Annotated in this window: 23 protein-coding genes, 4 tRNA genes and 1 riboswitch; of the genes, 15 read left to right on the top strand and 12 right to left on the bottom strand. The window is 55.3% G+C overall.

Annotated features, from left to right (window positions below):
* The first annotated feature begins 372 nt into the window (after window positions 1-372).
* The 10 genes from BMX59_RS28290 to BMX59_RS28335 all read left to right on the top strand — a co-directional run bounded on the left by BMX59_RS28290 (window position 373) and on the right by BMX59_RS28335 (window position 7,448).
* On the top strand, window positions 373-1,416 hold the full coding sequence (locus BMX59_RS28290) for a hypothetical protein (protein ID WP_093128169.1): 1,044 nt from the start codon (window positions 373-375) through the stop codon (window positions 1,414-1,416).
* Window positions 1,361-1,963 carry a hypothetical protein gene (locus BMX59_RS30350; protein WP_139212939.1) on the top strand — a complete coding sequence of 201 codons (603 nt, stop codon included), beginning with the start codon at window positions 1,361-1,363 and terminating at the stop codon, window positions 1,961-1,963. The genes BMX59_RS28290 and BMX59_RS30350 overlap by 56 nt, the downstream gene beginning before the upstream one ends.
* Window positions 1,964-2,444: 481 nt before the next feature.
* A complete protein-coding gene (locus tag BMX59_RS28300; protein ID WP_093128173.1) occupies window positions 2,445-3,356 on the top strand; it encodes a toll/interleukin-1 receptor domain-containing protein in 912 nt (303 codons plus the stop codon).
* A 631-nt stretch (window positions 3,357-3,987) separates the two neighbouring features.
* Complete coding sequence (locus BMX59_RS28305; protein WP_017529439.1) at window positions 3,988-4,404, top strand: DUF5681 domain-containing protein; 417 nt, start codon at window positions 3,988-3,990, stop codon at window positions 4,402-4,404.
* Window positions 4,401-4,832, top strand: a complete 432-nt coding sequence (locus tag BMX59_RS28310) for a hypothetical protein (RefSeq protein WP_093128175.1) — start codon at window positions 4,401-4,403, stop codon at window positions 4,830-4,832. The genes BMX59_RS28305 and BMX59_RS28310 overlap by 4 nt, the downstream gene beginning before the upstream one ends.
* Window positions 4,819-5,028: a hypothetical protein gene (locus BMX59_RS28315; RefSeq protein ID WP_139212940.1), complete on the top strand. Its 210-nt coding sequence runs from the start codon at window positions 4,819-4,821 to the stop codon at window positions 5,026-5,028. Before BMX59_RS28310 ends, BMX59_RS28315 begins: the two co-directional genes overlap by 14 nt.
* A 4-nt stretch (window positions 5,029-5,032) precedes the next feature.
* Entirely contained in the window at window positions 5,033-5,866 is an 834-nt protein-coding gene (locus BMX59_RS28320; protein WP_093128177.1) for a hypothetical protein, read from the top strand.
* A gap of 69 nt (window positions 5,867-5,935) precedes the next feature.
* A complete protein-coding gene (locus tag BMX59_RS28325) occupies window positions 5,936-6,280 on the top strand; it encodes a hypothetical protein (protein WP_093128179.1) in 345 nt (114 codons plus the stop codon).
* An 8-nt stretch (window positions 6,281-6,288) separates the two neighbouring features.
* On the top strand, window positions 6,289-6,867 hold the full coding sequence (locus BMX59_RS28330) for a tail assembly protein (protein ID WP_093128181.1): 579 nt from the start codon (window positions 6,289-6,291) through the stop codon (window positions 6,865-6,867).
* On the top strand, window positions 6,864-7,448 hold the full coding sequence (locus tag BMX59_RS28335; protein ID WP_093128184.1) for a tail assembly protein: 585 nt from the start codon (window positions 6,864-6,866) through the stop codon (window positions 7,446-7,448). Before BMX59_RS28330 ends, BMX59_RS28335 begins: the two co-directional genes overlap by 4 nt.
* A 10-nt stretch (window positions 7,449-7,458) precedes the next feature.
* On the opposite strand, the gene BMX59_RS28340 is transcribed toward BMX59_RS28335, so the two are convergent.
* Window positions 7,459-8,154 (bottom strand): hypothetical protein, encoded by a 696-nt coding sequence (locus BMX59_RS28340; protein WP_093128186.1) that lies wholly within the window; start codon window positions 8,152-8,154, stop codon window positions 7,459-7,461.
* Window positions 8,155-8,825: 671 nt separating this feature from the next.
* Here BMX59_RS28340 and BMX59_RS28345 point away from each other — a divergent pair.
* A complete protein-coding gene (locus BMX59_RS28345; protein WP_093128188.1) occupies window positions 8,826-9,440 on the top strand; it encodes a recombinase family protein in 615 nt (204 codons plus the stop codon).
* Window positions 9,441-9,460: 20 nt separating this feature from the next.
* Here the strand turns inward: BMX59_RS28345 and BMX59_RS28350 are convergent, their stop codons facing one another.
* From BMX59_RS28350 to BMX59_RS28355, 3 genes are all read right to left on the bottom strand, one after another.
* Window positions 9,461-9,847: a hypothetical protein gene (locus tag BMX59_RS28350; RefSeq protein WP_093128190.1), complete on the bottom strand. Its 387-nt coding sequence runs from the start codon at window positions 9,845-9,847 to the stop codon at window positions 9,461-9,463.
* The gene (locus BMX59_RS30600) at window positions 9,844-10,014 is read right to left on the bottom strand and encodes a hypothetical protein (RefSeq protein WP_175486723.1); all 171 of its coding nucleotides are present in this window, start codon (window positions 10,012-10,014) and stop codon (window positions 9,844-9,846) included. Before BMX59_RS30600 ends, BMX59_RS28350 begins: the two co-directional genes overlap by 4 nt.
* Window positions 10,015-10,308: 294 nt before the next feature.
* Window positions 10,309-10,385 (bottom strand) — tRNA-Arg (locus BMX59_RS28355).
* A 327-nt stretch (window positions 10,386-10,712) separates the two neighbouring features.
* Between BMX59_RS28355 and BMX59_RS28360 the strand changes: the two genes are divergently transcribed.
* From BMX59_RS28360 to BMX59_RS28375, 3 genes are all read left to right on the top strand, one after another.
* Window positions 10,713-10,940 (top strand): hypothetical protein, encoded by a 228-nt coding sequence (locus BMX59_RS28360; protein ID WP_093128192.1) that lies wholly within the window; start codon window positions 10,713-10,715, stop codon window positions 10,938-10,940.
* An 11-nt stretch (window positions 10,941-10,951) separates the two neighbouring features.
* Entirely contained in the window at window positions 10,952-11,131 is a 180-nt protein-coding gene (locus BMX59_RS28365; protein WP_093128194.1) for a PA3371 family protein, read from the top strand.
* 382 nt (window positions 11,132-11,513) lie between these two features.
* Entirely contained in the window at window positions 11,514-11,840 is a 327-nt protein-coding gene (locus BMX59_RS28375) for an Arc family DNA-binding protein (RefSeq protein WP_003175643.1), read from the top strand.
* A 102-nt stretch (window positions 11,841-11,942) separates the two neighbouring features.
* Here the strand turns inward: BMX59_RS28375 and mgtE are convergent, their stop codons facing one another.
* The 8 genes from mgtE to ltaE all read right to left on the bottom strand — a co-directional run bounded on the left by mgtE (window position 11,943) and on the right by ltaE (window position 19,682).
* Window positions 11,943-13,385 (bottom strand): magnesium transporter, encoded by a 1,443-nt coding sequence (gene mgtE, locus BMX59_RS28380; RefSeq protein ID WP_092242473.1) that lies wholly within the window; start codon window positions 13,383-13,385, stop codon window positions 11,943-11,945.
* Between the two features lie 340 nt (window positions 13,386-13,725).
* Window positions 13,726-13,802, bottom strand: a tRNA-Arg gene (locus tag BMX59_RS28385).
* A 72-nt stretch (window positions 13,803-13,874) separates the two neighbouring features.
* Window positions 13,875-13,951 (bottom strand) — tRNA-Arg (locus BMX59_RS28390).
* A 108-nt stretch (window positions 13,952-14,059) separates the two neighbouring features.
* Window positions 14,060-14,150 (bottom strand) — tRNA-Ser (locus tag BMX59_RS28395).
* Between the two features lie 62 nt (window positions 14,151-14,212).
* Window positions 14,213-14,401 carry a carbon storage regulator CsrA gene (gene csrA / locus BMX59_RS28400; protein ID WP_003175645.1) on the bottom strand — a complete coding sequence of 63 codons (189 nt, stop codon included), beginning with the start codon at window positions 14,399-14,401 and terminating at the stop codon, window positions 14,213-14,215.
* A gap of 174 nt (window positions 14,402-14,575) precedes the next feature.
* A complete protein-coding gene (locus BMX59_RS28405; RefSeq protein ID WP_092242470.1) occupies window positions 14,576-15,817 on the bottom strand; it encodes an aspartate kinase in 1,242 nt (413 codons plus the stop codon).
* A 95-nt stretch (window positions 15,818-15,912) separates the two neighbouring features.
* On the bottom strand, window positions 15,913-18,531 hold the full coding sequence (gene alaS, locus BMX59_RS28410; RefSeq protein WP_093128197.1) for an alanine--tRNA ligase: 2,619 nt from the start codon (window positions 18,529-18,531) through the stop codon (window positions 15,913-15,915).
* A gap of 146 nt (window positions 18,532-18,677) precedes the next feature.
* Entirely contained in the window at window positions 18,678-19,682 is a 1,005-nt protein-coding gene (ltaE, locus tag BMX59_RS28415; protein ID WP_093128199.1) for a low-specificity L-threonine aldolase, read from the bottom strand.
* Window positions 19,683-19,873: 191 nt separating this feature from the next.
* A riboswitch (FMN riboswitch) is annotated at window positions 19,874-20,043 on the top strand.
* A 96-nt stretch (window positions 20,044-20,139) separates the two neighbouring features.
* On the opposite strand from ltaE, the gene BMX59_RS28420 reads away from it, so the two are divergent.
* Window positions 20,140-20,652: a 6,7-dimethyl-8-ribityllumazine synthase gene (locus BMX59_RS28420; RefSeq protein WP_092242461.1), complete on the top strand. Its 513-nt coding sequence runs from the start codon at window positions 20,140-20,142 to the stop codon at window positions 20,650-20,652.
* The last annotated feature ends 43 nt before the right edge of the window (window positions 20,653-20,695 follow it).

The following is a 20,695-nucleotide window of genomic DNA, read 5'->3' on the forward strand; positions in this document are numbered from 1 at the left end:
ATTCTTTACCAGAACCGTTCATTCGCACTCCCGATGTGCTCCAGCCCCCTCTTATAGACAAGCGCCGATACAGGTAAGCCGTCGGGGCGCGACCGGAAATTTATAAAATTTCTTTTATTAATCAATAAATTAAGGAGTAAGTCGCGAAAGCATAGGGCAGGAATCTGGCATTTTTAAGGGTGCTGAGGATTTTACAAGCCGAGCACCTACTGACGAACTGCCATCAAATACACATCACGTTTAATGCAGATTGCACTATGATGCCGAAATTAGCTTCGTCTAGCCTACTTACGTGGACGTGTGACGAGGCATGCTCAACATGGACGAGCGGGTAGTCATTCAGCGCAGTCCTATGACCTTTCAAGGATTTTTATGGGACCCAACGCTGTACTCAAGCCGCTGAGCAGAACGCTACAACTCAAGCCGATCAAATTTTCCGTCCAAAAACCGGGGGAGGAGCTGAATCTGGTAGATCTGATGGACGCATTACACGTCAATCTACCAACCGTTGGACAGCGTACCTGGACGATTGGAATGACGTTGGGAGACTCCACTTTTATTCCGCAACTATGTTACTTCTTCAATAACTATAAAAAACTAGATGAAAACACTTGTTTGTTTGAGGTGTGGTCATATGAGCCAGGCCTAATACCTTTAACCCTAACTCCGGACCCAAATTCACTTAACGCTATTATCGATGGTGAATTATTGGAAGATGAGGTCGACGATAATGAAAGCGATGAAAAAAAACGCTCTGAATTTATCGAAATCTCGCATGTTCTTGTTTTTGGTGGCGCCGCCATTATTGAAAGTACACGCAATACCGGCGGGGTGAATTATATCCAGCGTTACCTTAATAAAAAAGCAAAAGAAATAAATTTAGGCCGACGGTCGACGTTCTTCTTTACTGATGCAATATCCGGCGGACTTCAACAAGAAATTGATGCTGGCGGAGGTGCTGTAGGCTTCACTGTTGGCATGAGTCGTGCAGCGACTGATAGCGATAATGAATTACTGGGTGTGCTTTCACAGGTCAGAAGCTATATGCCTAGCTCTGGCATGCTAACGGTCGACTGGCGCTCGAAAGATAAGCTCCCAACTGCTAAAGTGATTGAGGCTTATTCTGAGGCGCAGGACCTAGAAGAAATCGAAAACGTGATCATTCATTTGAATAGTGGGTCGTCGATACGTAACGTTTCCCAGTATAAGATTAAGCGGACGATTCATGTTACTGATGCAGGTGGGAAAAATCCTGATAGAGGTGAACTATGTCGTAAAATGGTCCTCTACCTAGAAGAGCTTACCACTCTAGACGCAAAGGGTGAGAGGATACTTGATGACAACGGGGAGCTAGTGAATAATGAGATATTTATACCTAATTCCAGAAGAGTTAAGGAACGCAAAAAAAGTCAATGACGCTCTTGCGACTATTGCTAACACTTCAAAGAGCAACAGAGCCTACCTACTATGGAATTTTTCAATCTTTATAGTAGGCGCAGCTCTTGGCGGCTATTTTGCAAGATTTGTTGACGATGGGTTTCTGAACTCGATAATCACATTTGACGGTGTGATAATTGGTTTCGTTATTACTGCCATGCTTTTTTCGGGGCGGAGCCAGTTCGTCTCGAAAATGACTCTTGAGCAAACAAAAATATATGCTGCTAGAACTAAGTATATGCTTATGTCGCAAATTAATACTTTGTTTTCTTTTTTGTGCTGCTTGGGATTTTCGCTACTAGCTTTGCTTGCGGCTAAAACCGACTTGATGCTGGATCGGACTATTTTGGTTTCAATGGTCTCCGGTTATTTTATTTTAGGCTGTTACAGGATGATGCTACTGCCTTTTCAAATTTATGATATTCATGCTTTTGCTTTGGACAACCTCATCCATGATAGCGCTGTAGAGGCTCGCGCTAAAACCAAATCTGCAACGGAGAGCAGGTTGAAAATACTGGGCAAGTAAAGCACCGCCTTTTTTTTGTGTTTGTTTATTCCTTCGAAATACTTCCAAGTTCGTTAGGCAATTCGACGCCCATCTATTTCGTGCACAACTCAACAAGCATTGTAAAATTTTCATGACGCAGATGCTTCGAGATGACCGCGACGTTTCCTCAAGCAATTAGATACCAGCAAGCGTAAGTATATTGAGTCTGGGATGCGCGGCGCGGACGTATGCCCGAACGTCTATGGACTGCAGCCCACAGCCCCGCGCGACCTCGCTCCCACAGTGAAATATCTCGATGTGTGACGATTTGGTCTCACTGAGACGTTTTGGTCTCACTAGACTTGTGTTGATCTCTTCAGCAACCATTGACGCCCAATGCTGAAAGCTCGAAAGCAAGCCGGCCGGGCGTCAGCTATGCTCCCTCTCGCCCCCCATCCCTTAGAGGCATGCCCTAGCGTGCCAAGGATCACCACAGAGCTAAAGCTCAAGGAAGCGCTTGATGTACAACCTTTTGATGACGGCCGGTGAAGACGACTGGGATAGCCCTACATGGTCACTATCTACGGGCAGATACCTTGAGCACACAGTTCAGATACTGAGAAACAGGTTCGAGATTCTTTCCCCCGACACGCTACAGCAACTCAAACAAATGCCAGCCTTATTTGCATATGAGGACTTTCGCGATCAGCCTGCCACGGTAGGACGCATTACTGAAATACAACAGCTCCAACACGAGCTTCGGATCACTCTCGCCATAGATCCAGCAGTGACTCCGATACCACAAGCTGTATTAAGGACTCTCTACCAGGACCTTGACATCAACACTAGGAACTTGGAGCACTGCCGCACCCATTGGGCGGTAAAAGATATTGATCTCGTTGGCGTGTTGGTGAGAGCCAACCTTATAAATCTTCCCCTACTACCACCTCAGCCTAGGCCTCCCAAAGTTTTCATATCCTACTCGTGGGACTCGCCGGAACACCGGCAGTGGGTTGCCTTGCTGGCAGGGACACTGCGATCCAACGGAATCGATGCGACGTTAGATCAATGGCACGTTAGAGGAGGTGAAGATCTAGCGGGCTTTATGGAAAGGTCCATCCGCGAAGCAGACCGCGTTCTGGTAATTTGCACTGAAGCATATGTGGAGAAGGCAATTGGTAGGCAAGGCGGGGTGGGTTACGAGCACACGATGGTAACCGGCGAACTCATGAGAAACGTAGGAACCTCCAAGTTTATTCCAGTAGTTCGCCAGACCAGTCGACCGGCCACCCTGCCAACAGAACTGAACACTCGCCGATATTTCGACCTGAGCCCAGGTGCGGAATATCCAACACAGCTGCAAGAACTCATCAGAGACTTGCATAACGTGCAGACCCCCATTCCGCCACTGGGGCCAAATCCCTTTCAATGAAACAGACCAGATGAGCCGAATCGGCCCGTTTGGTCTGCTTGGCGCTAACTCCTCCTGACAGCAGGCTGGAACAGGTATTGCGATGAATGCTGCACCTGATCAAACTGACGAGGATTGCTCGGTAGTTACGCCGCGGCATCGGATATCCGCGCCACGTTTTCACATATCGCAAAACGTGGCGCGGAAACCTGACATACCGAAACGGTAGGTCGGCCCCCCGCTCCATCCTCAATCTGAGATCGGCCTGGGCCGAAAACCCGGCTGCGTATCACTTTGCCTATCCCCGACTTACTGCAACAAAAACGCCCTCTTCAATCCCGCCAAAACTAACTATTTCAGTCCCGTTTAATCCGGTTATGTGTATCACCTAGAGTGCACCTAAAAAGCACTGGATAAATGATCATATCATGCCTAATGTGAGTTTTTGAGCCACTCAAAACCCATTCGAGGCAGCATCTATGAACACAGCTAAGCCCGCCCGAGGACGCCAGCACAAACCAACTCGATCCGAAGTTGCCGCCGCCTGGGGCCGCCTTCGCGAAGCCGCAGCCGACGGAAGCGTTCAAGCATCCGCCCTTCTGATAGCTCTCGCTGAAAACAAACCGGTCATAGCCATGGAATCGCCCACCGCATGACTGATCGCGATAAAGCCGGCAAATGGAAGCCGGGGCAGTCAGGCAATCCAGGTGGCCGCTCTGGCCAGACGCAAGAGCTGCGCGCCCGACTCGCGGAAGGTGCAGACGCCGTGACAAAGAAGGTTCTGACAGCGGCCAAGAAGGGCGATATGCAGGCTTGCCGACTGATCCTTGAGCGTCTGGTACCACCAATCAAACCAACTGCCGAGACCGTGTGCTTCGACCTGGACGACACCGACCTGCCCAGCGCAGCCAAATCAATCCTTCGCGCAGTTGCCGCCGGCGAGCTACCGCCCGACCAGGGCAAGGCTTTGATCGAAGGGCTAGGCGCTGTTGCCCGGGTCATCGAGGTTGCCGAGCTACAGAAGGCCGTCGAAGAACTCCGCGAACAGATGGAGGGAATGCGGCAATGAGCATTAAGTGGATGCGCGCCGAGCTCAAGCGAATTGCAGAAAAGATCGGCGCCGAAGACGAAGAAACAGTGCTCGTTATGTTGACGGTGGTGGACTGCAGGGTTGACGCGGTTGAGGAGGAGATGGACTACCCCAAGACAGTGGGCCACTCCTTCAACTATCCCGTCCTCGGCGTACAGTCGGTCATGCACTTCCCACTGTGCACCATGAACAGCTATGACGCGGCCAATCTGGCAGAGGCGTTCATTCTCCACGTCCGAGCAATTGAAAGTCTCCGCCGTCCCGCTCCAGTAGGTGTGATGGATATGCGGCCATTCCCAAGCGCTGGCGCCTGGATCTTCCCTCCATTGGCTGACGGGCAAGACATCAAAAACCACGTCGCCGAACAGTACCGACTGATCATCGAGGCCCGCCATGAACATCCGTAGCCAGGTGGCCAAGCTGCGCCAGCAATCCGGGCTCACTCAGTTCAATCGTGACGTGCAAGAGATCAGCGCCCTTATGGACGAGTTGCACGTAGCAGCAGCCGGCGGTGGCACCCGAGACAACGTTTCCCTACTCGAGATCCTGAGCGAAGCCTCAGACCAAAACCGGCCGAACCATGGCCAGACAATCAAAAGGTAACCCAATGAAAATCGGCAAACGATCCGTCCTCAAAGTTGGCTTGGCCAACCTCCACTACTCCGAATACGAGCACTCCCAGGTAGAGGCAAGAACCTTCAATATTCAGCGCCCCGATGGCACGAAAGGCACCTGGCAGGCAGGTGGCTTGCTGAAGTCTGTTCGCCATTTGCAGGGTTTGTCGCTAGAGGCGTTCAAGGACCTCGGCGAAGAAATCCTCTCGATTCGCGAAAACAAGGACCTCAACGCCGCAGCCATTGAGCGCAAGGGCAAGGAGCAGATTGATGGAATCATCCCCGCCCTGATGCCTGCGATGGAGAAGGCGGCAAAAGATATGCTCACGCTGGCCCAAACAGTCGCCAGCGGGTTTGCAGCGGTCACGCCTCGCGCTAGCTCGGACGTTGTTGGTTTCCTGGCTGATCAGGAGCTGCGAGCCATCGTGCGAGGCCTCAAGCCGGAGGAGCGTCAGCGGCTAGTAGCTGAAGCCCGAACAGGTAGTCACCCCGACGTTGTAGAGGCCGTGCTTAGGGCAAACCCAATGCTATCCGGGCTATCGCCAGAGGCCGCTGACAGCCTTTCGCGCGCAGGCATTGCCGCGTCGCGCGCCGAAGACATTGAAGGGCTCAAGCAGATGCTAGCGATCTACGATGACGTGCTGGCCACAGCCTCCAATGCCGGTGTCGCACTGAGCGGCATGGTTGCCAATTCGAATGGGTACACCGGCCGATTTGAGAAGTGGCGATCGGGCTGCGAGGGCTCCGAAGCACTTCGCGAGTGGCTGGCGAAAATGCCCACTCGCACCTCTGCAAAAGCGACCCCTGATCAATCCGAAGCGGCCTAACTGACCATCCGTGCGCTACGCAAGTATTGGTAGCGCCCATCAGCCGGCTGATTCTCTGAGTAAGAAGACATGACGTTTCAAGAGCGCTTTACCGAGGCGTGCAAAACGCAGAAATTCAAACCCTACGAACTGATCCAGGGGCCGGACGCCGGTTACACGGTGTGGGAGGTCCAGCACGTCAGTGGTGGCCAACAGGTGACAGTCGACGGCCCCTTCTTCACCGAAGAAGAGGCCAGGGTTTCGGCCGACCTGCTGAGGGGTACATTTCGCGGCGCCCGGGCCAGCGAGACGATTTACAACCGGGTGTGGAACTACGACCCGCGCCAGGAGCAACTGACCATCGACCAGGCGCGTATGTCGCGCGCAGTGCTCGCCATTCGCCTTGGGCTGCCAGCCCCTTCGACCAATCCATAGGAGGCCCCATGGCCGCTACAGCATTCGATAACTCCCCTATGACTACCATCAAGCTCTACGGCCAGCTCCGACAGTTCGGCAGGTCCTACGACCTTGCAGTGCGGACACCGGCAGAAGCCTTGAAAGCACTGTGCGTGCAGATTCCCGGCTTGGAGCGCTTTATCTCAAACGCCAGGTCGCGCGGGTTGGTATTCGCCGTTTTTCGGGGCAAGAAAAACATTGGGGAGAGTGAGCTCAACTACCAGGGCCAGGGAGACATCATCATCGCTCCCGTGATCGTAGGCAGTAAGCGCGCAGGCATCTTGCAAACGATCATAGGGGCTGTACTGATCGTTATGAGCCCCTTCACAAATGGCGCAACTCTCGCGCCAGGCATTGCCTTGGCCGCCGGCGGCGTGATTCAGATGCTGAGCCCACAAGCCCAGGGCTTAAAGTCCAGCGCCGCGCCAGAGAACACACCTGGCTATGCTTTTGGTGGTGCGAAAAATACTGTGGCATCGGGCTTGCCCGTACCTCTCTGCATCGGCCACCGACGCTGGGGCGGCGCCATCATCAGCGCGGCTATTTACGCTGAGGATCGGGTATGACTGCCATCGAATATTCACCACGCACAACCATTCTGCTCAGTGGCTCACTGGCCAAAAAATATGGCCGTCGACACACCTATGCCCTGTCCACTCATGGCGATACCAGGGAGGCGCTGAGGGCAATCGATGTCAATCACCCGGGCTTCCTGAGCGATATCGCGCGAGCAAGGTCTATCGGCCTGGAGTTCGCAATTTTCCGTAACAGGAAGAACGTAGGCGAATCCGAGTTGACTCTCGGCGGAGCCAAGGAAATACGGGTGGTTCCAGTGATCACCGGGAGCAAGCGCGCCGGGATACTTCAGACCATCGTCGGCATTGTGCTGATTGTGGCCAGCGCATTTACCAACGGCGCAACGCTTGCCCCAGGGATTGCGCTCGTGGCCGGCGGCGTAATCCAAATGCTCAGCCCCCAGCCTGGCGGTCTAAAGACCAGCGCCGCGCCCGAAAACACACCTGGCTACGCTTTCGGCAGTGCCAAGAACACCACGGCATCCGGTAACCCGGTACCGCTCTGTTACGGCAAACGGCGGGTAGGAGGCGCGATCATCGGTGCCGCCATTTACGCAGAAGACCAGATGTAACTCGCCGAACCTACTCAATCGCGAGAATGTGAACGTCAAGTGGGTAGTTCAAAAGAATAATTCTGCGGAAGCCGCACGTAGCTAAGGAAGCAGTATGCGGGACAGTAAAGCGTCCCGCTTCGGTGGTTCTATCTATCACAAGCAAGAGATCCACGCTGTCTGCCTTCTTCCGGTACGCATTCAAGCAAAGGGCTTTTTTCTCGATAGCCAGCTCCACCGTTTCTATCCCAATTTCCCGCACAAACCCTGCGTCTGCTACCTGCCATCTCTCATATCGATGAAACTCTTTCTGATCAGATGGTAGCGGAAGCACCCACATCTTCACATTCTCGGAATTGATGATGACCTCAGTGAGGCCTAGTGCTGCAGCCTCACGCAGAAGACAGTCGGCAATGGTTTCAGGATCGGACAGATCACCTAATAAATTTACACGCACAGGACGTCCGCCACTGTCGTAGTACTTCCTAACAATCTCGCGCAAATTCCACTGCTGCCTACCTCGCGCCTCCATGAGCGATGAACCGCCACCATCAAGAGGGCTGTCGTTCAGCTCCGTAACCTCAAGTCCGAACGACGCGCCGCCGGCTGGATGAACGATGAAATCCAACGGTTCAGCGATATTTTCTAGGTGCCAAGCTTCGCCCAGCCCTTTTGAGGCGGCCTCAGCGAATGAACGCTCCCTATTTTTTTTGGACAGCCGAGTCATCTGTTTCGTCCATGAAGTAAAGCGTCAGATTACCGTATGGCCAAGCGGACCTATCTGTAGGAGCTAGATTCGTTCACCAATCCAATGCAAATGAAACAATCTCGAAAATCGAAAACACACAAAATAAATAAAGTCAACAACTAGCTTGACAATAATTTGAATATAGTGGATAATTCGTCACACAGGTTAGCAAGGATCGCTAAACGAATATGGTGGGGAAGGGTTCGACTCCCTTGGTGGCAATAACTGCATCTATGTTGCTGATTTCATTTGTTTTTTTTACCTTAGACAGTGTGAGAAGTGACGTAAAAAATAGTGTAGTACCTGACGAAACCAATAAAATGGAGGATAAACCTATGAGAAATATGCTTAGAAAAATTGTTAATAATGCCGTAAAAAGTGTTCTTTCAACCCTAAGCAACATAGGTGCAGGTATTGTCGCTGGCTTGTTACTCGTGGATTGTGACCTGCCACTGCATAACCGTTAACTTGAGTTAACAAAAAAAAACGGCCCTGAGCCGTTTTTTTTTGCCTACGCGAAAGACTATAAAAAATGGGTATGCCTATCCAGATACAGGCTTATTTTGCCTTTTTCGGGCTTTCCGCTTGATAAAGAACACCCAAAGTGCAACAGTATTAGTAGAACGCCCTAACTGATACAGGCACCCATCATGTTCATCCGCGCATACCTCCGAGCCTCCACCGAAGAACAAGACGCCGGCCGTGCCCACGCCTCGCTTGAGCAGTTCGCCAGCGACCATAACAAGGTCATCGCCAGCGTGTACCTTGAGAACGCCAGCGGCGCCACCGCAGATCGGCCTGAGCTGCTGCGCCTGCTCAAGGATGCCCGCAAGGGTGACGTGTTGCTGGTGGAGTCGATAGACCGACTATCCCGTTTGCCGGTGGAGGATTGGCAAAAGCTGAAGGCTGCGATCGACTCCAAGGGCCTGCGCATCGTCGCGCTTGACCTTCCGACCAGCCATCAGGGAATGAAGGACACCAAGGGCGACGAGTTCACCGGGCGGATGCTCGGGGCTATCAACTCAATGCTGGTGGAAATGATGGCCGCCATTGCGCGTAAAGATTACGAGCAGCGCCGCGAGCGCCAGGCCCAGGGGATCGAGAAAGCCAAAGCCGCCGGCAAATATCAGGGACGGCCGGTGGACGCCGATTTGCACAAGCGCGTGACTGAACTACTCAGCGCCGGCCTCGGAATCCGCGCAACAGCCAGACACGCCAGCTGTTCAACAACAACCGTGCTAAGGATTCGCGATCTGAAGACGTAAAAAAACCGGATCTCTCCGGTTTATTTCATATCGGCCCGGGTGGGCAAATTGAACGGGTCATGATGCCGATAATCGACGATGCGAATTCGATCTTTAGACGGGAAGTGCTGATAGTGGATAACCCAATCGGAGGTATAGGGATAACTGCTTCCATCCCTCGGCGGGGTCCACAATGGGTAGCCAATGTGGCTATGCCAGAGGTTAAATTCTTTCGCTAAAGCTATGCGCTCCTCCCGATCTGGATAATCGAGAGGTACCAATGCGCTCGACTTGGTAAGGCCTTTCCAGCCTTGCAAGCCATGATTTTCAACATGAGAGATGAATGCCGCGACTAAATTGAAATCTTTTTCCGGAAAGCCAAAATAGATTTTCCGAAAATATTCACTCAAGTCGACGGTATAGGTCATTTGCTCTCCATCTCTCGCAGCCACTTCCTCAACTGATCGGGGGTTAACCCGCGCGGAACTGTCACAGTCCCGCTTTGAAGGGAAGCGCGCATCTGCTGAATGTCAAAGCTTGTTACGGGCTCTTTTTCCCCGGTCGGCTTAACGTACACCAGATGGGTAATGGTCATTTTTTCTCCTCGGCCGAAGGTCAGTCGGCCAACGATTCGCTTTGGGCAGAAAAATCTGCACAAAGGCTTTATCGGCTTCATCTCAGATATCTGCAATCCGCCGTGGAGATGAAGATAGTTGACATATGCGTCAACGTCACGGGCCGGCGATCTTATATTTCTAAGACGTGTGAAGTCACGTGCTGGTTCAGGAATTCAGACGTACAGCACGCAGGGCACCGATGCTGATGCACCCGCCATGCACCCGCGAAGACTGAAACCTGATTAGAGTTTGGCGGAAAGCCCAATGAAATATGGTGTCCCAGGGCCGGTTCGAACGGCCAACCTTCCCCTTAGGAGGGGGATGCTCTATCCAATTGAGCTACTGGGACAAATGACAGGCGCCGCGCCTGGCAAGCGGCGACGGACGGCGTGCATGTTAACGGCCAGGTTAGGTTTTGTCATGTCGTCCGTAGGCTTTTTGAGTGTAGGCAGATACTTGCCGGGCGGACCGTGTCTTGACCCCGTCGATACAGGCGCAAGAACCGCATCGTGCAAAATGCACTCCCGCGAAATGCCATCATTGCAAATTGCAACCTGAAAGTCTCTCAAATCAGACTTAAGCCTCTGATTTTATTGAAATAATACATTGGCATGACACCTGCAATACTTCTCCTACAAACCCTAACAAACCACGGCGTTAAGCGGAGAACATAATCATGAACAGTGCCCTTCTGTTAGCCCTCAACACCGTAGCCCTGGCGGCACTGCTCATGTTCCATTTTCAATCGAGCAACAGTAACGACCCCGCGCAGATCACCCAGGCCGTCCCTCATCACTTGCAACAACGTCCGCAACTGGCGGTGATGGCACCGAACGTGCAATCGCCCATACGCCTGACCCAGGATACCCAAGTGGCACCTGCATCTGAACACTGGGTATTCTGAGGAAGCCCCTGATGACCAAATATGCCTGGCTATTCCTTTGCCTGACCGTTGTCACAGCGGTTCTAGGCTTGGGTGAAGACTCTCAAGACGGCGCCACCACCGCTTTCATCGCCTGTGGTGTATTCGCCACTCTCTTGTTGCTGACGCTCATCGTGGGTCGTCGTATCAAATTCGACCCCGTCCTGCGCTGATCCCCGCCACGCCCGACCTTATGTCGCCTGGTCCTCGCATATCGGCAAATTGCCACTAGTCTTAAAACCAAGGGCAAAAGGCCACTTTGGTATAGCATGTGCGGCCTGAAACCCTGTGGTGGCCTGGGCTTGCGGAAGTTCCCCCGTGGATTCACACGGTGAAAAATTTTCCAACCAGTCCGCAAAAATGTAAATGAGTGCTGGCATAAAGCCTTTAGGCAGTTCAATATTTGTCACAGAATTGACGCCAAGGAACTGTCAAATCTGAGGCATGATGCGGCCTCTTTGCAATTCAGGTTGAACTTTGGTCGTGAGCCTTGTCTTAACACTCATCTTGCGGCCAATTCCAAAAACCGCTCCCCTGAACTAACCGGTTAAATATATGCGCCCATTGAAACAGGCAATTTATTCCAGCCGTACGGCTGACAAGTTCGTCGTACGTCTGCCAGACGGAATGCGTGAACGCATTGCCGAGGTGGCTCGCAATCATCACCGCAGCATGAACTCCGAAATCATCGCTCGCCTGGAACAAAGCCTCATTCAGGAAGGTGCGCTGGGCGACGAGTTGAGCATGCGCCTGGACAGCCCAGAGCTGTCGTTGCACGAACGCGAACTGCTGCAGCGTTTTCGTCAACTCTCCCACCGCCAGCAAAATGCTCTCGTTTCGCTTATCGCGCACGACGTTGAGGCGGCCGCAGAAGCCAATTGATCCGCAACTGAAAGCCGAAGCCAGCCAAGTGCTGGCTTTTTTTTGCCTGGGATTTGGGAAGATAATGCAAAGCGGGGGCAGATGTGCCCCCGCAGGATGGAGTCAGAGCAGGAAAATCGTTGCCAAGCCCAGGAAGATGAAGAAACCGCCGCTGTCGGTCATGGCCGTGATCATCACGCTGGCACCCATGGCAGGGTCGCGCCCAAGGCGAGCCAGGGTCATCGGGATCAATACCCCCATCAACGCCGCCAGTAAGAGGTTGAGAGTCATCGCAGCCGTCATCACCACACCGAGCGACCAACTGCCATACAGCAAGTAAGCCACCACACCGATCACCCCACCCCACACCAGGCCATTGATCAGGCCCACCGCCAACTCTTTGCGCAGCAGGCGCGACGAGTTGGCCGTACTGACCTGATCCAGCGCCATGGCGCGCACAATCATGGTAATCGTCTGGTTACCCGAGTTTCCGCCGATCCCGGCCACAATCGGCATCAGCGCTGCAAGCGCCACCAACTTCTCGATCGACCCTTCGAACAAGCCGATAACCCGCGACGCGATAAAGGCTGTGATCAGGTTAATGGCCAACCACGCCCAACGGTTATGCAGCGAGCGCCAAACCGAGGCAAAGATGTCTTCCTCTTCACGCAGACCCGCCATGTTGAGGACTTCGGTCTCGCTTTCTTCACGAATCAAATCGACGATTTCATCGATGGTCAGACGACCGATCAGCTTGCCGTTCTTGTCGACGACCGGCGCCGAGATCAGGTCATAGCGCTCGAATGCCTGGGCTGCTTCATAGGCATCCTCGTCCGGATGAAAGCTCACGGTGTCACTGGCCATCAGGTCGGCAACTTTCTTCTCCGGATCATTCACCAGCAGGCGCTTGATCGGCAGCACACCCTTGAGAATGCCTTCGTAATCCACCACGAACAATTTGTCGGTGTGGCCTGGCAGCTCTTTGAGTCGGCGCAGGTAACGCAGGACCACTTCCAGGCTGACGTCTTCGCGGATGGTGACCATCTCGAAGTCCATCAGGGCGCCGACCTGGTCCTCGTCATAGGAAAGCGCGGAGCGCACACGCTCACGCTGCTGAGTGTCCAACGCTTCCATGAGCTCATGGACAACATCACGAGGCAGCTCAGGGGCAAGGTCAGCCAGTTCGTCGGCGTCCATCTCCTTGGCTGCAGCCAGGAGCTCATGATCGTCCATGTCGGCGATCAGGGTTTCACGAACCGAGTCAGATACTTCGAGGAGGATGTCGCCGTCGCGGTCGGCCTTGACCAACTGCCATAGGGTCAGTCGATCATCCAGCGGCAAGGCTTCGAGAATATAGGCGACGTCGGCGGAGTGCAGGTCGTCAAGCTTGCGCTGCAACTCGACGAGGTTTTGCCGGTGAACCAGGTTTTCAACCAGGTTGTTATTCGGGCCATCCTGGCGGTGCGTAAGGTCTTCGACCACGCGCTGGCGCTGCAGTAGCTCGATGACTTGAGCCAGGCGATCCTGCAGGCTTTCTTGCGTTTTCTTTACTTCTACTTCGGTCATAGGCGAACTCCACTCCCAGCAGCGGGGCACGCCGGAAGGATCAATCAGTCAATTCATGATTGGTAAAACGGGGTACTGAGTAACTACTGGGTAAGTCCATGGAGGTATTCCACAAGCCCCGGCGGGGCTGACGGGCGCAATGATACACCGCCCGGCCACTTTAAACGTCAAAAAACTGGAAAGAACAAGCGCTTGCGAGCCAAAGCTGAGCAAAGGCCGCATCTATGAACTGCGACGACGCAGCGGATGAGGAAAACACATGAAAGCGAGGGAAAAAGAAGAAATCCTACACAAACCCCAGACGGCAAAAAGCCCGCACTAGGCGGGCTTTTTGTTTGTATGGTGCACTCGACAGGATTCGAACCTGTGACCGCTCGGTTCGTAGCCGAGTACTCTATCCAGCTGAGCTACGAGTGCAGATTGTGTTTTTAGACCAGATCACAACTGGCTGTAACCGAATCACCTGCATGACTGCAACTGACTCTTAAATGGTGCACTCGACAGGATTCGAACCTGTGACCGCTCGGTTCGTAGCCGAGTACTCTATCCAGCTGAGCTACGAGTGCATTTGTTGCCGCGCATTATAGGCCGTTCAATCTCTATGTAAAGCTATTTTTTCGAGTAATTTCAACAACTTACCGAAAAAACCAGATTGCAACGTACTAAGCAAATAATGGCGGAGAACGGGGGATTCGAACCCCCGACACCCTTTTGAGGTGTACTCCCTTAGCAGGGGAGCGCCTTCGGCCACTCGGCCAGCTCTCCGCAACACGGGGCGTATATTAACCACGTTCATCCCCGTTTGCAAACATAAAAAACGATAAAAATTAAAGGCTTGGTTCTTCGTCCTTCTCTTTCTTGATCCGCAGGTAAATTTCCTCGCGGTGCACCGCTACCTCTTTCGGAGCGTTAACCCCGATACGTACTTGATTGCCTTTGACGCCGAGCACGGTCACGGTGATTTCGCCATCACCGATAATCAGGCTTTCTGCGCAACGACGAGTCAGAATCAGCATACCTTTCTCCTCACGCATTTCAGTTCAGGAACAACAGTCTGCAAAAAAAAGGCCTTCGACCTACAACCCAAAGGCCATAGCCCTACCGCCTAAGTATTGTCGAGCGCGCGCAAAAGAACATGCGCCCGACAAAAAAAGGAAAGGCGCGGTAAACCGCGCCTTCCAGGCACTGCGTCACTCGCCCTGTCGGGCCGGAGCGTCCAGCTCAAAAGCGGTATGCAGAGCGCGTACAGCCAGCTCCAGGTATTTCTCTTCGATCACCACCGAGACTTTGATTTCCGAGGTGGAGATCATCTGGATGTTGATGCTTTCCTTGGCCAGTGCCTCGAACATGCGGCTGGCAACGCCGGCATGGGAACGCATGCCCACGCCCACGATCGACACCTTGGCAATCTTGGTATCGCCGACCACTTCACGGGCGCCGATTTCCTTGGCAGTGTTCTGCAAGATCCGCTCGGCCGCATCGTACTCGTTGCGGTGCACAGTGAAGGTGAAGTCGGTGGTGTTATCGTGCGAAACGTTCTGCACGATCATGTCGACTTCGATGTTCGCACCGCTGATAGGACCCAGGATCTTGAACGCCACGCCCGGGGTATCCGGCACGCCACGGATAGTCAGCTTGGCTTCATCACGGTTGAAAGCGATACCGGAAATGATCGGCTGTTCCATGGATTCCTCTTCATCAATAGTAATGAGGGTGCCCGGACCCTCTTTGAAGCTGTGCAATACGCGCAGCGGAACGTTGTACTTGCCGGCGAATTCCACCGCACGGATCTGCAACACCTTGGAACCAAGGCTGGCCATTTCCAGCATCTCTTCAAAGGTGATCTTGTCCAGGCGCTGGGCCACGGACACCACACGCGGGTCGGTGGTGTAGACGCCATCCACATCGGTGTAGATCTGGCATTCATCAGCCTTGAGGGCCGCTGCCAGCGCCACGCCGGTGGTGTCCGAACCCCCACGCCCGAGGGTGGTGATGTTGCCCTGCTCGTCCACACCCTGGAAGCCTGCTACAACTACCACGCGCCCGGCTTTCAGGTCCGTACGGATTTTCTGATCGTCAATCTGCAGGATACGCGCCTTGGTATGCGCGCTGTCGGTGAGGATGCGCACCTGGCTGCCAGTGTAGGACACCGCCGGTACACCGCGCTTATTCAACGCCATGGCCAGCAACGCGATGGTCACCTGCTCGCCGGTGGACACGATCACATCCAGCTCACGCGGCAGCGGCTGTTGGTCACCGCTGACTGCCTTGGCCAGATCGATCAGGCGATTGGTCTCGCCGCTCATGGCCGACAGCACCACCACCAGGTCGTCGCCGGCATCGCGGAACTTCTTAACCTTGTCGGCCACCTGCTCGATTCTTTCGACAGAGCCGACCGAGGTGCCTCCAAATTTCTGTACGATCAAAGCCATTTCTAAGCCGCCTCAGCCCGTAAAGGGGCGCCTAATATCCAATCAACCAGCACCACACCGGCCCGTGACTAGACCACGGGCCAGTTAAAAGTGCCTTAAATACCTGCCTCGACAAACGGCACGGTCAGGGCCAGGGCCGCGTCCAGGGCACCGGCGTCTACACCACCGCCTTGCGCCATGTCCGGACGACCACCACCCTTCCCGCCCACTGCCGCGGCGGCTTGCTTCATCAAATCACCGGCTTTGAGTTGGCCAGTCAGGTCCTTGGTCACACCCGCAACCAGAACGACCTTTTCCTCATGGACACCGCCGAGCAGGATCACTGCGCGGCCGAGCTTGTTCTTCAACTGATCGACCAAGGCCAACAGCGCCTTGCCGTCCTGGCCGTCCAGGCGTGCAGCCAGGACTTTCACATCCTTGACGTCCACCGCCGAAGCCGACAGGTCGTCGCCAGCCGCACTGGCCGCCTTGGCCTGCAACTGCTCCAGCTGTTTCTCCAGGGCGCGGTTGCGCTCCAGCACAGCGGACAGCTTGTCGATCAGGTTGTCGCGGCTGCCCTTGACCAGGCTGGCCGCTTCCTTGAGTTGTTCTTCCGCCGCATTCAGGTAGGCCAGGGCCGCAGCGCCGGTCACCGCTTCGATACGACGCACGCCGGAGGCTACGCCGCCTTCGCTGATGATTTTCAGCAGGGCGATGTCACCGGTCCGGTTGGCGTGGATACCGCCACACAGTTCCACCGAGAAGTCGCCGCCCATGCTCAGTACGCGCACGCTGTCGCCGTACTTCTCGCCGAACAGCGCCATGGCGCCCTTGGCCTTGGCGGTCTCGATATCGGTTTCTTCGGTTTCTACCGCCGTGTTCTTGCGAATCTCGGCGTTGACGATGTCTTCCAGGGCCTTGATCTGCTCAGGCTTGATCGCTTCAAAGTGGCTGAAGTCGAAACGCAGGCGCTGGCTGTCCACCAACGACCCCTTCTGCTGCACGTGCTCGCCCAGAACCTGACGCAGCGCGGCGTGCAACAAGTGCGTGGCCGAGTGGTTCAGCGATGTGGCGTGGCGCACGTCGGCGTCCACCTGGGTTTCGACCGACGAACCGACAGTCAGGCTGCCCGACGCCAACACACCGTGGTGCAGGAACGCACCGCCGGTCTTGGTGGTATCACGCACATCAAAACGACCCGAAGTCGCCTTGAGGAAACCGCAGTCGCCAATCTGGCCACCGGATTCGGCGTAGAACGGGGTCTGGTCCAGAACCACAACACCGTCATCGCCTTCATTCAGTACATCAACCGACTGGCCGTCCTTATAAAGGGCAACCACTTTGGCCGAACCGCTGGTGGCCTTGTAGCCGGTGAATTCAGTGGCTACGTCAACCTTGACCAGGCTGTTGTAGTCCATGCCGAACGAGCTGGCCGACCGTGCGCGCACGCGCTGGGCTTCCATCTCACGCTCGAAACCTTCCTCGTCAAGGGTCAGGTTGCGCTCACGGGCGATGTCGCCGGTCAGGTCCATCGGGAAACCGTAGGTATCGTAGAGCTTGAACACCACGTCGCCCGGCACCACGGAGCCTTGCAGGTTGGCGAGGTCTTGCTCGAGGATCTTCAGGCCCTGCTCTAGGGTCTTGGCGAACTGCTCTTCTTCAGCCTTGAGCACGCGCTCGATATGCGCCTGGTTCTGCTTGAGTTCCGGGAAGGCTTCGCCCATCTCGGCGACCAGCGCCGCGACGATCTGATAGAAGAAACTGCCGTTGGCGCCCAGCTTGTTACCGTGACGGCAGGCACGACGGATGATGCGACGCAGCACGTAGCCACGGCCTTCGTTGGACGGCAGCACGCCGTCGGCAATCAGGAAGCCACAGGAACGGATGTGGTCAGCCACTACCTTGAGCGAGGCCTGGTCTTCATTGGTGCAACCAATGGCCTTGGCCGCAGCGGCCAGCAGGCTCTGGAACAGGTCGATCTCGTAGTTGGAGTGCACGTGCTGCATCACCGCACTGATCCGCTCCAGGCCCATGCCGGTATCCACCGACGGCGCTGGCAACGGATGCAACACGCCATCGGCGGTGCGGTTGAACTGCATGAACACGTTGTTCCAGATCTCGATGTAACGGTCGCCGTCTTCTTCCGGCGAGCCCGGTGGGCCGCCCCAGATGTCAGCGCCGTGGTCATAGAAGATCTCGGTGCAAGGGCCGCACGGGCCGGTATCGCCCATGGTCCAGAAGTTGTCGGACGCGTACGGCGCGCCTTTGTTGTCGCCGATGCGCACCATGCGCTCAGCCGGCACGCCGACTTCCTTGGTCCAGATGTCATACGCTTCGTCATCGCTGGCGTAGACGGTGACCCAGAGTTTTTCCTTCGGCAGCTTCAGCACGCCCGTCAGGAAGGTCCAGGCGAAGTTGATCGCGTCTTGCTTGAAATAATCGCCAAAGCTGAAGTTGCCGAGCATTTCGAAAAAGGTGTGGTGACGAGCGGTGTAGCCGACGTTTTCCAGGTCGTTGTGCTTGCCACCGGCGCGTACGCATTTCTGGCTGCTGACGGCGCGGGTGTAGGCGCGCTTTTCCTGGCCCAGGAAGCAGTCCTTGAACTGGTTCATCCCCGCGTTAGTGAACAGCAGGGTAGGGTCATTGCCTGGGATCAAGGAGCTGGAGGAGACACGGGTGTGACCTTGCTCTTCGAAGAAGCGAAGGAAGGCTTCACGGATTTCTGCGCTTTTCATTAGGTTCTTCCACGGAGGCTGCGGCCAAAGGCCAGTGCGCAACATCATCAGACGGAGCGACGGCAAAGGGCCGCATTATATCGGCCCTTTGCCGGTGGTACAGCGTGTTTATGCGATAGAGAGGCTCAATTAGACGGTCTGCACAGTCATTTGCGCGAAAATTCGACGAATGTCGCGAGCACTTGCTCGACCTGCGCCCGGCTCACATCCAAATGAGTGACCATGCGCAAGCGTGGTGCGGCGCTCAGCTTGATCCCGCGTTCGGCGGCAAACGCCTTCAAGGCCTGGGCCTGGTCGCCGATCTGCACATAGACCATGTTGGTCTGCACCGGCTCCACCTCGTAACCCGCCTTGCGCAACTCATCCCCCAGCCATTGCGCATTGGCATGGTCGTCGGCCAGGCGCTGCACCTGATGATCCAGAGCGTACAGCCCCGCTGCTGCCAGGGATCCGGCCTGACGCATGCCGCCGCCGACCATCTTGCGCAAACGCCGGGCCTTGGCGATCAGCGCCGTTGAACCGCACAGCACCGAGCCGATCGGCGCGCCGAGGCCCTTGGACAGGCACACCGACACAGAATCGAAATGCCGGGCAATCTCCCGTGCGTCCACCCCCAGCTTCACCGCTGCGTTGTAGAGCCGTGCGCCATCCAAATGCAGGGCCAGGCCATGCTCCCGGGTAAACGCGCGGGCTCTGGCCAGGTACTCCAGCGGCAACACCTTGCCCTGCATGGTGTTTTCCAGCGCCAACAGACGGGTACGGGCAAAGTGGAAGTCGTCAGGCTTGATTGCCGCCAGCACCTGGTCCAGGTCCAGCGAGCCGTCCGGCTGGACTTCCAGCGGCTGCGGCTGGATCGAACCGAGCACGGCTGCCCCGCCACCTTCGTATTTGTAGGTGTGGGCCTGTTGGCCGACGATGTATTCCTCGCCGCGCTCACAGTGGGCCATCAACGCCAGCAGATTGCTCATGGTGCCGGTGGGCACGAACAACGCGGCGGCGAAGCCCAGGCGCTTGGCCAGTTCCGCCTCCAGCCGGTTGACGCTGGGGTCTTCGCCATACACGTCGTCACCGCTGGCGGCAGTGGCCATCGCGTCGAGCATGCCGGGGGTGGGTTGGGTCACGGTGTCGCTGCGCAGGTCGATCACAGACATGAAACAAGCCTCTCTAGGGTTCAGTAAGGTCCTTTTGTGAGTGATTACTGCGGGCAACGCCACGCAATATCAAGCCCCAACTGCATTCAATCGAATACCAACCAAACAAACCGATATAGCTTATCGATATCGCGGTCGTGCAGTTTTCGAAAAACCGTGTTAAAAACTCTCCGCCGCCAGGGTTCTGGTGGCAACGTTCTCAGGGCGGGGTGCAATTCCCCACCGGCGGTAATTACACGCAATGTGTATAGCCCGCGAGCGCTTGGCGCCTCGAACTGCTCACGCAGGACGGCGACAAGGTCAGCAGACCCGGTGTGATCCCGGGGCCGACGGTCATAGTCCGGATGAAGAGAGAACGGGATTGGCACCTGAGGGCCGCGCACGATGTGTGCTTGCGTCCCCTTAAATCCCATTCGATTCATAACGCCCTGTTTTTTTCTTAAACAGGAGTCAGAACATGCAACCCACCGCAATCGACAGCAAAGCCAAGCACCATCACGGCGAACGTATCGCGTTTATCCAGGCTTGCTGGCACAAGGAAATTGTCGACCAGAGCCGTAAAGGCTTCCTCGCCGAGATCATCGCCCAGGGCTACCAGGAATCGGATATCGACTTCTTCGAAGTCGGCGGCGCCTTTGAAATGCCGCTGCACGCCAAGCTGCTGGCCAAGACCGGCCGTTACGCCGGTATCGTCGCCGCCGCGCTGGTGGTGGACGGTGGCATCTACCGCCACGAATTCGTCGCCCAATCGGTGGTCAGCGGCCTGATGCAGGTGCAGCTGGAAACCGAAGTGCCGGTGTTCTCGGTGTCCCTGACCCCGCATCACTTCCACGCCGGCAGCGAACACCAGACCTTCTTCTACGAGCACTTCGTGCACAAGGGCCAGGAAGCTGCACGTACGTGCGCCGACACGCTGAAGAAAGTCCGCGCGATCCGTCGCAGTGAAGAGCCGCAGAAACTGGCGGTCTGACGTTGTTCCAAACGCCCCGTTCTTTAGTGCGGGGCGTTTTGAT

The organism is Pseudomonas sp. NFR09, from assembly GCF_900111535.1.
In the GTDB taxonomy this organism is placed as follows: Bacteria; Pseudomonadota; Gammaproteobacteria; order Pseudomonadales; family Pseudomonadaceae; genus Aquipseudomonas; species Aquipseudomonas extremorientalis.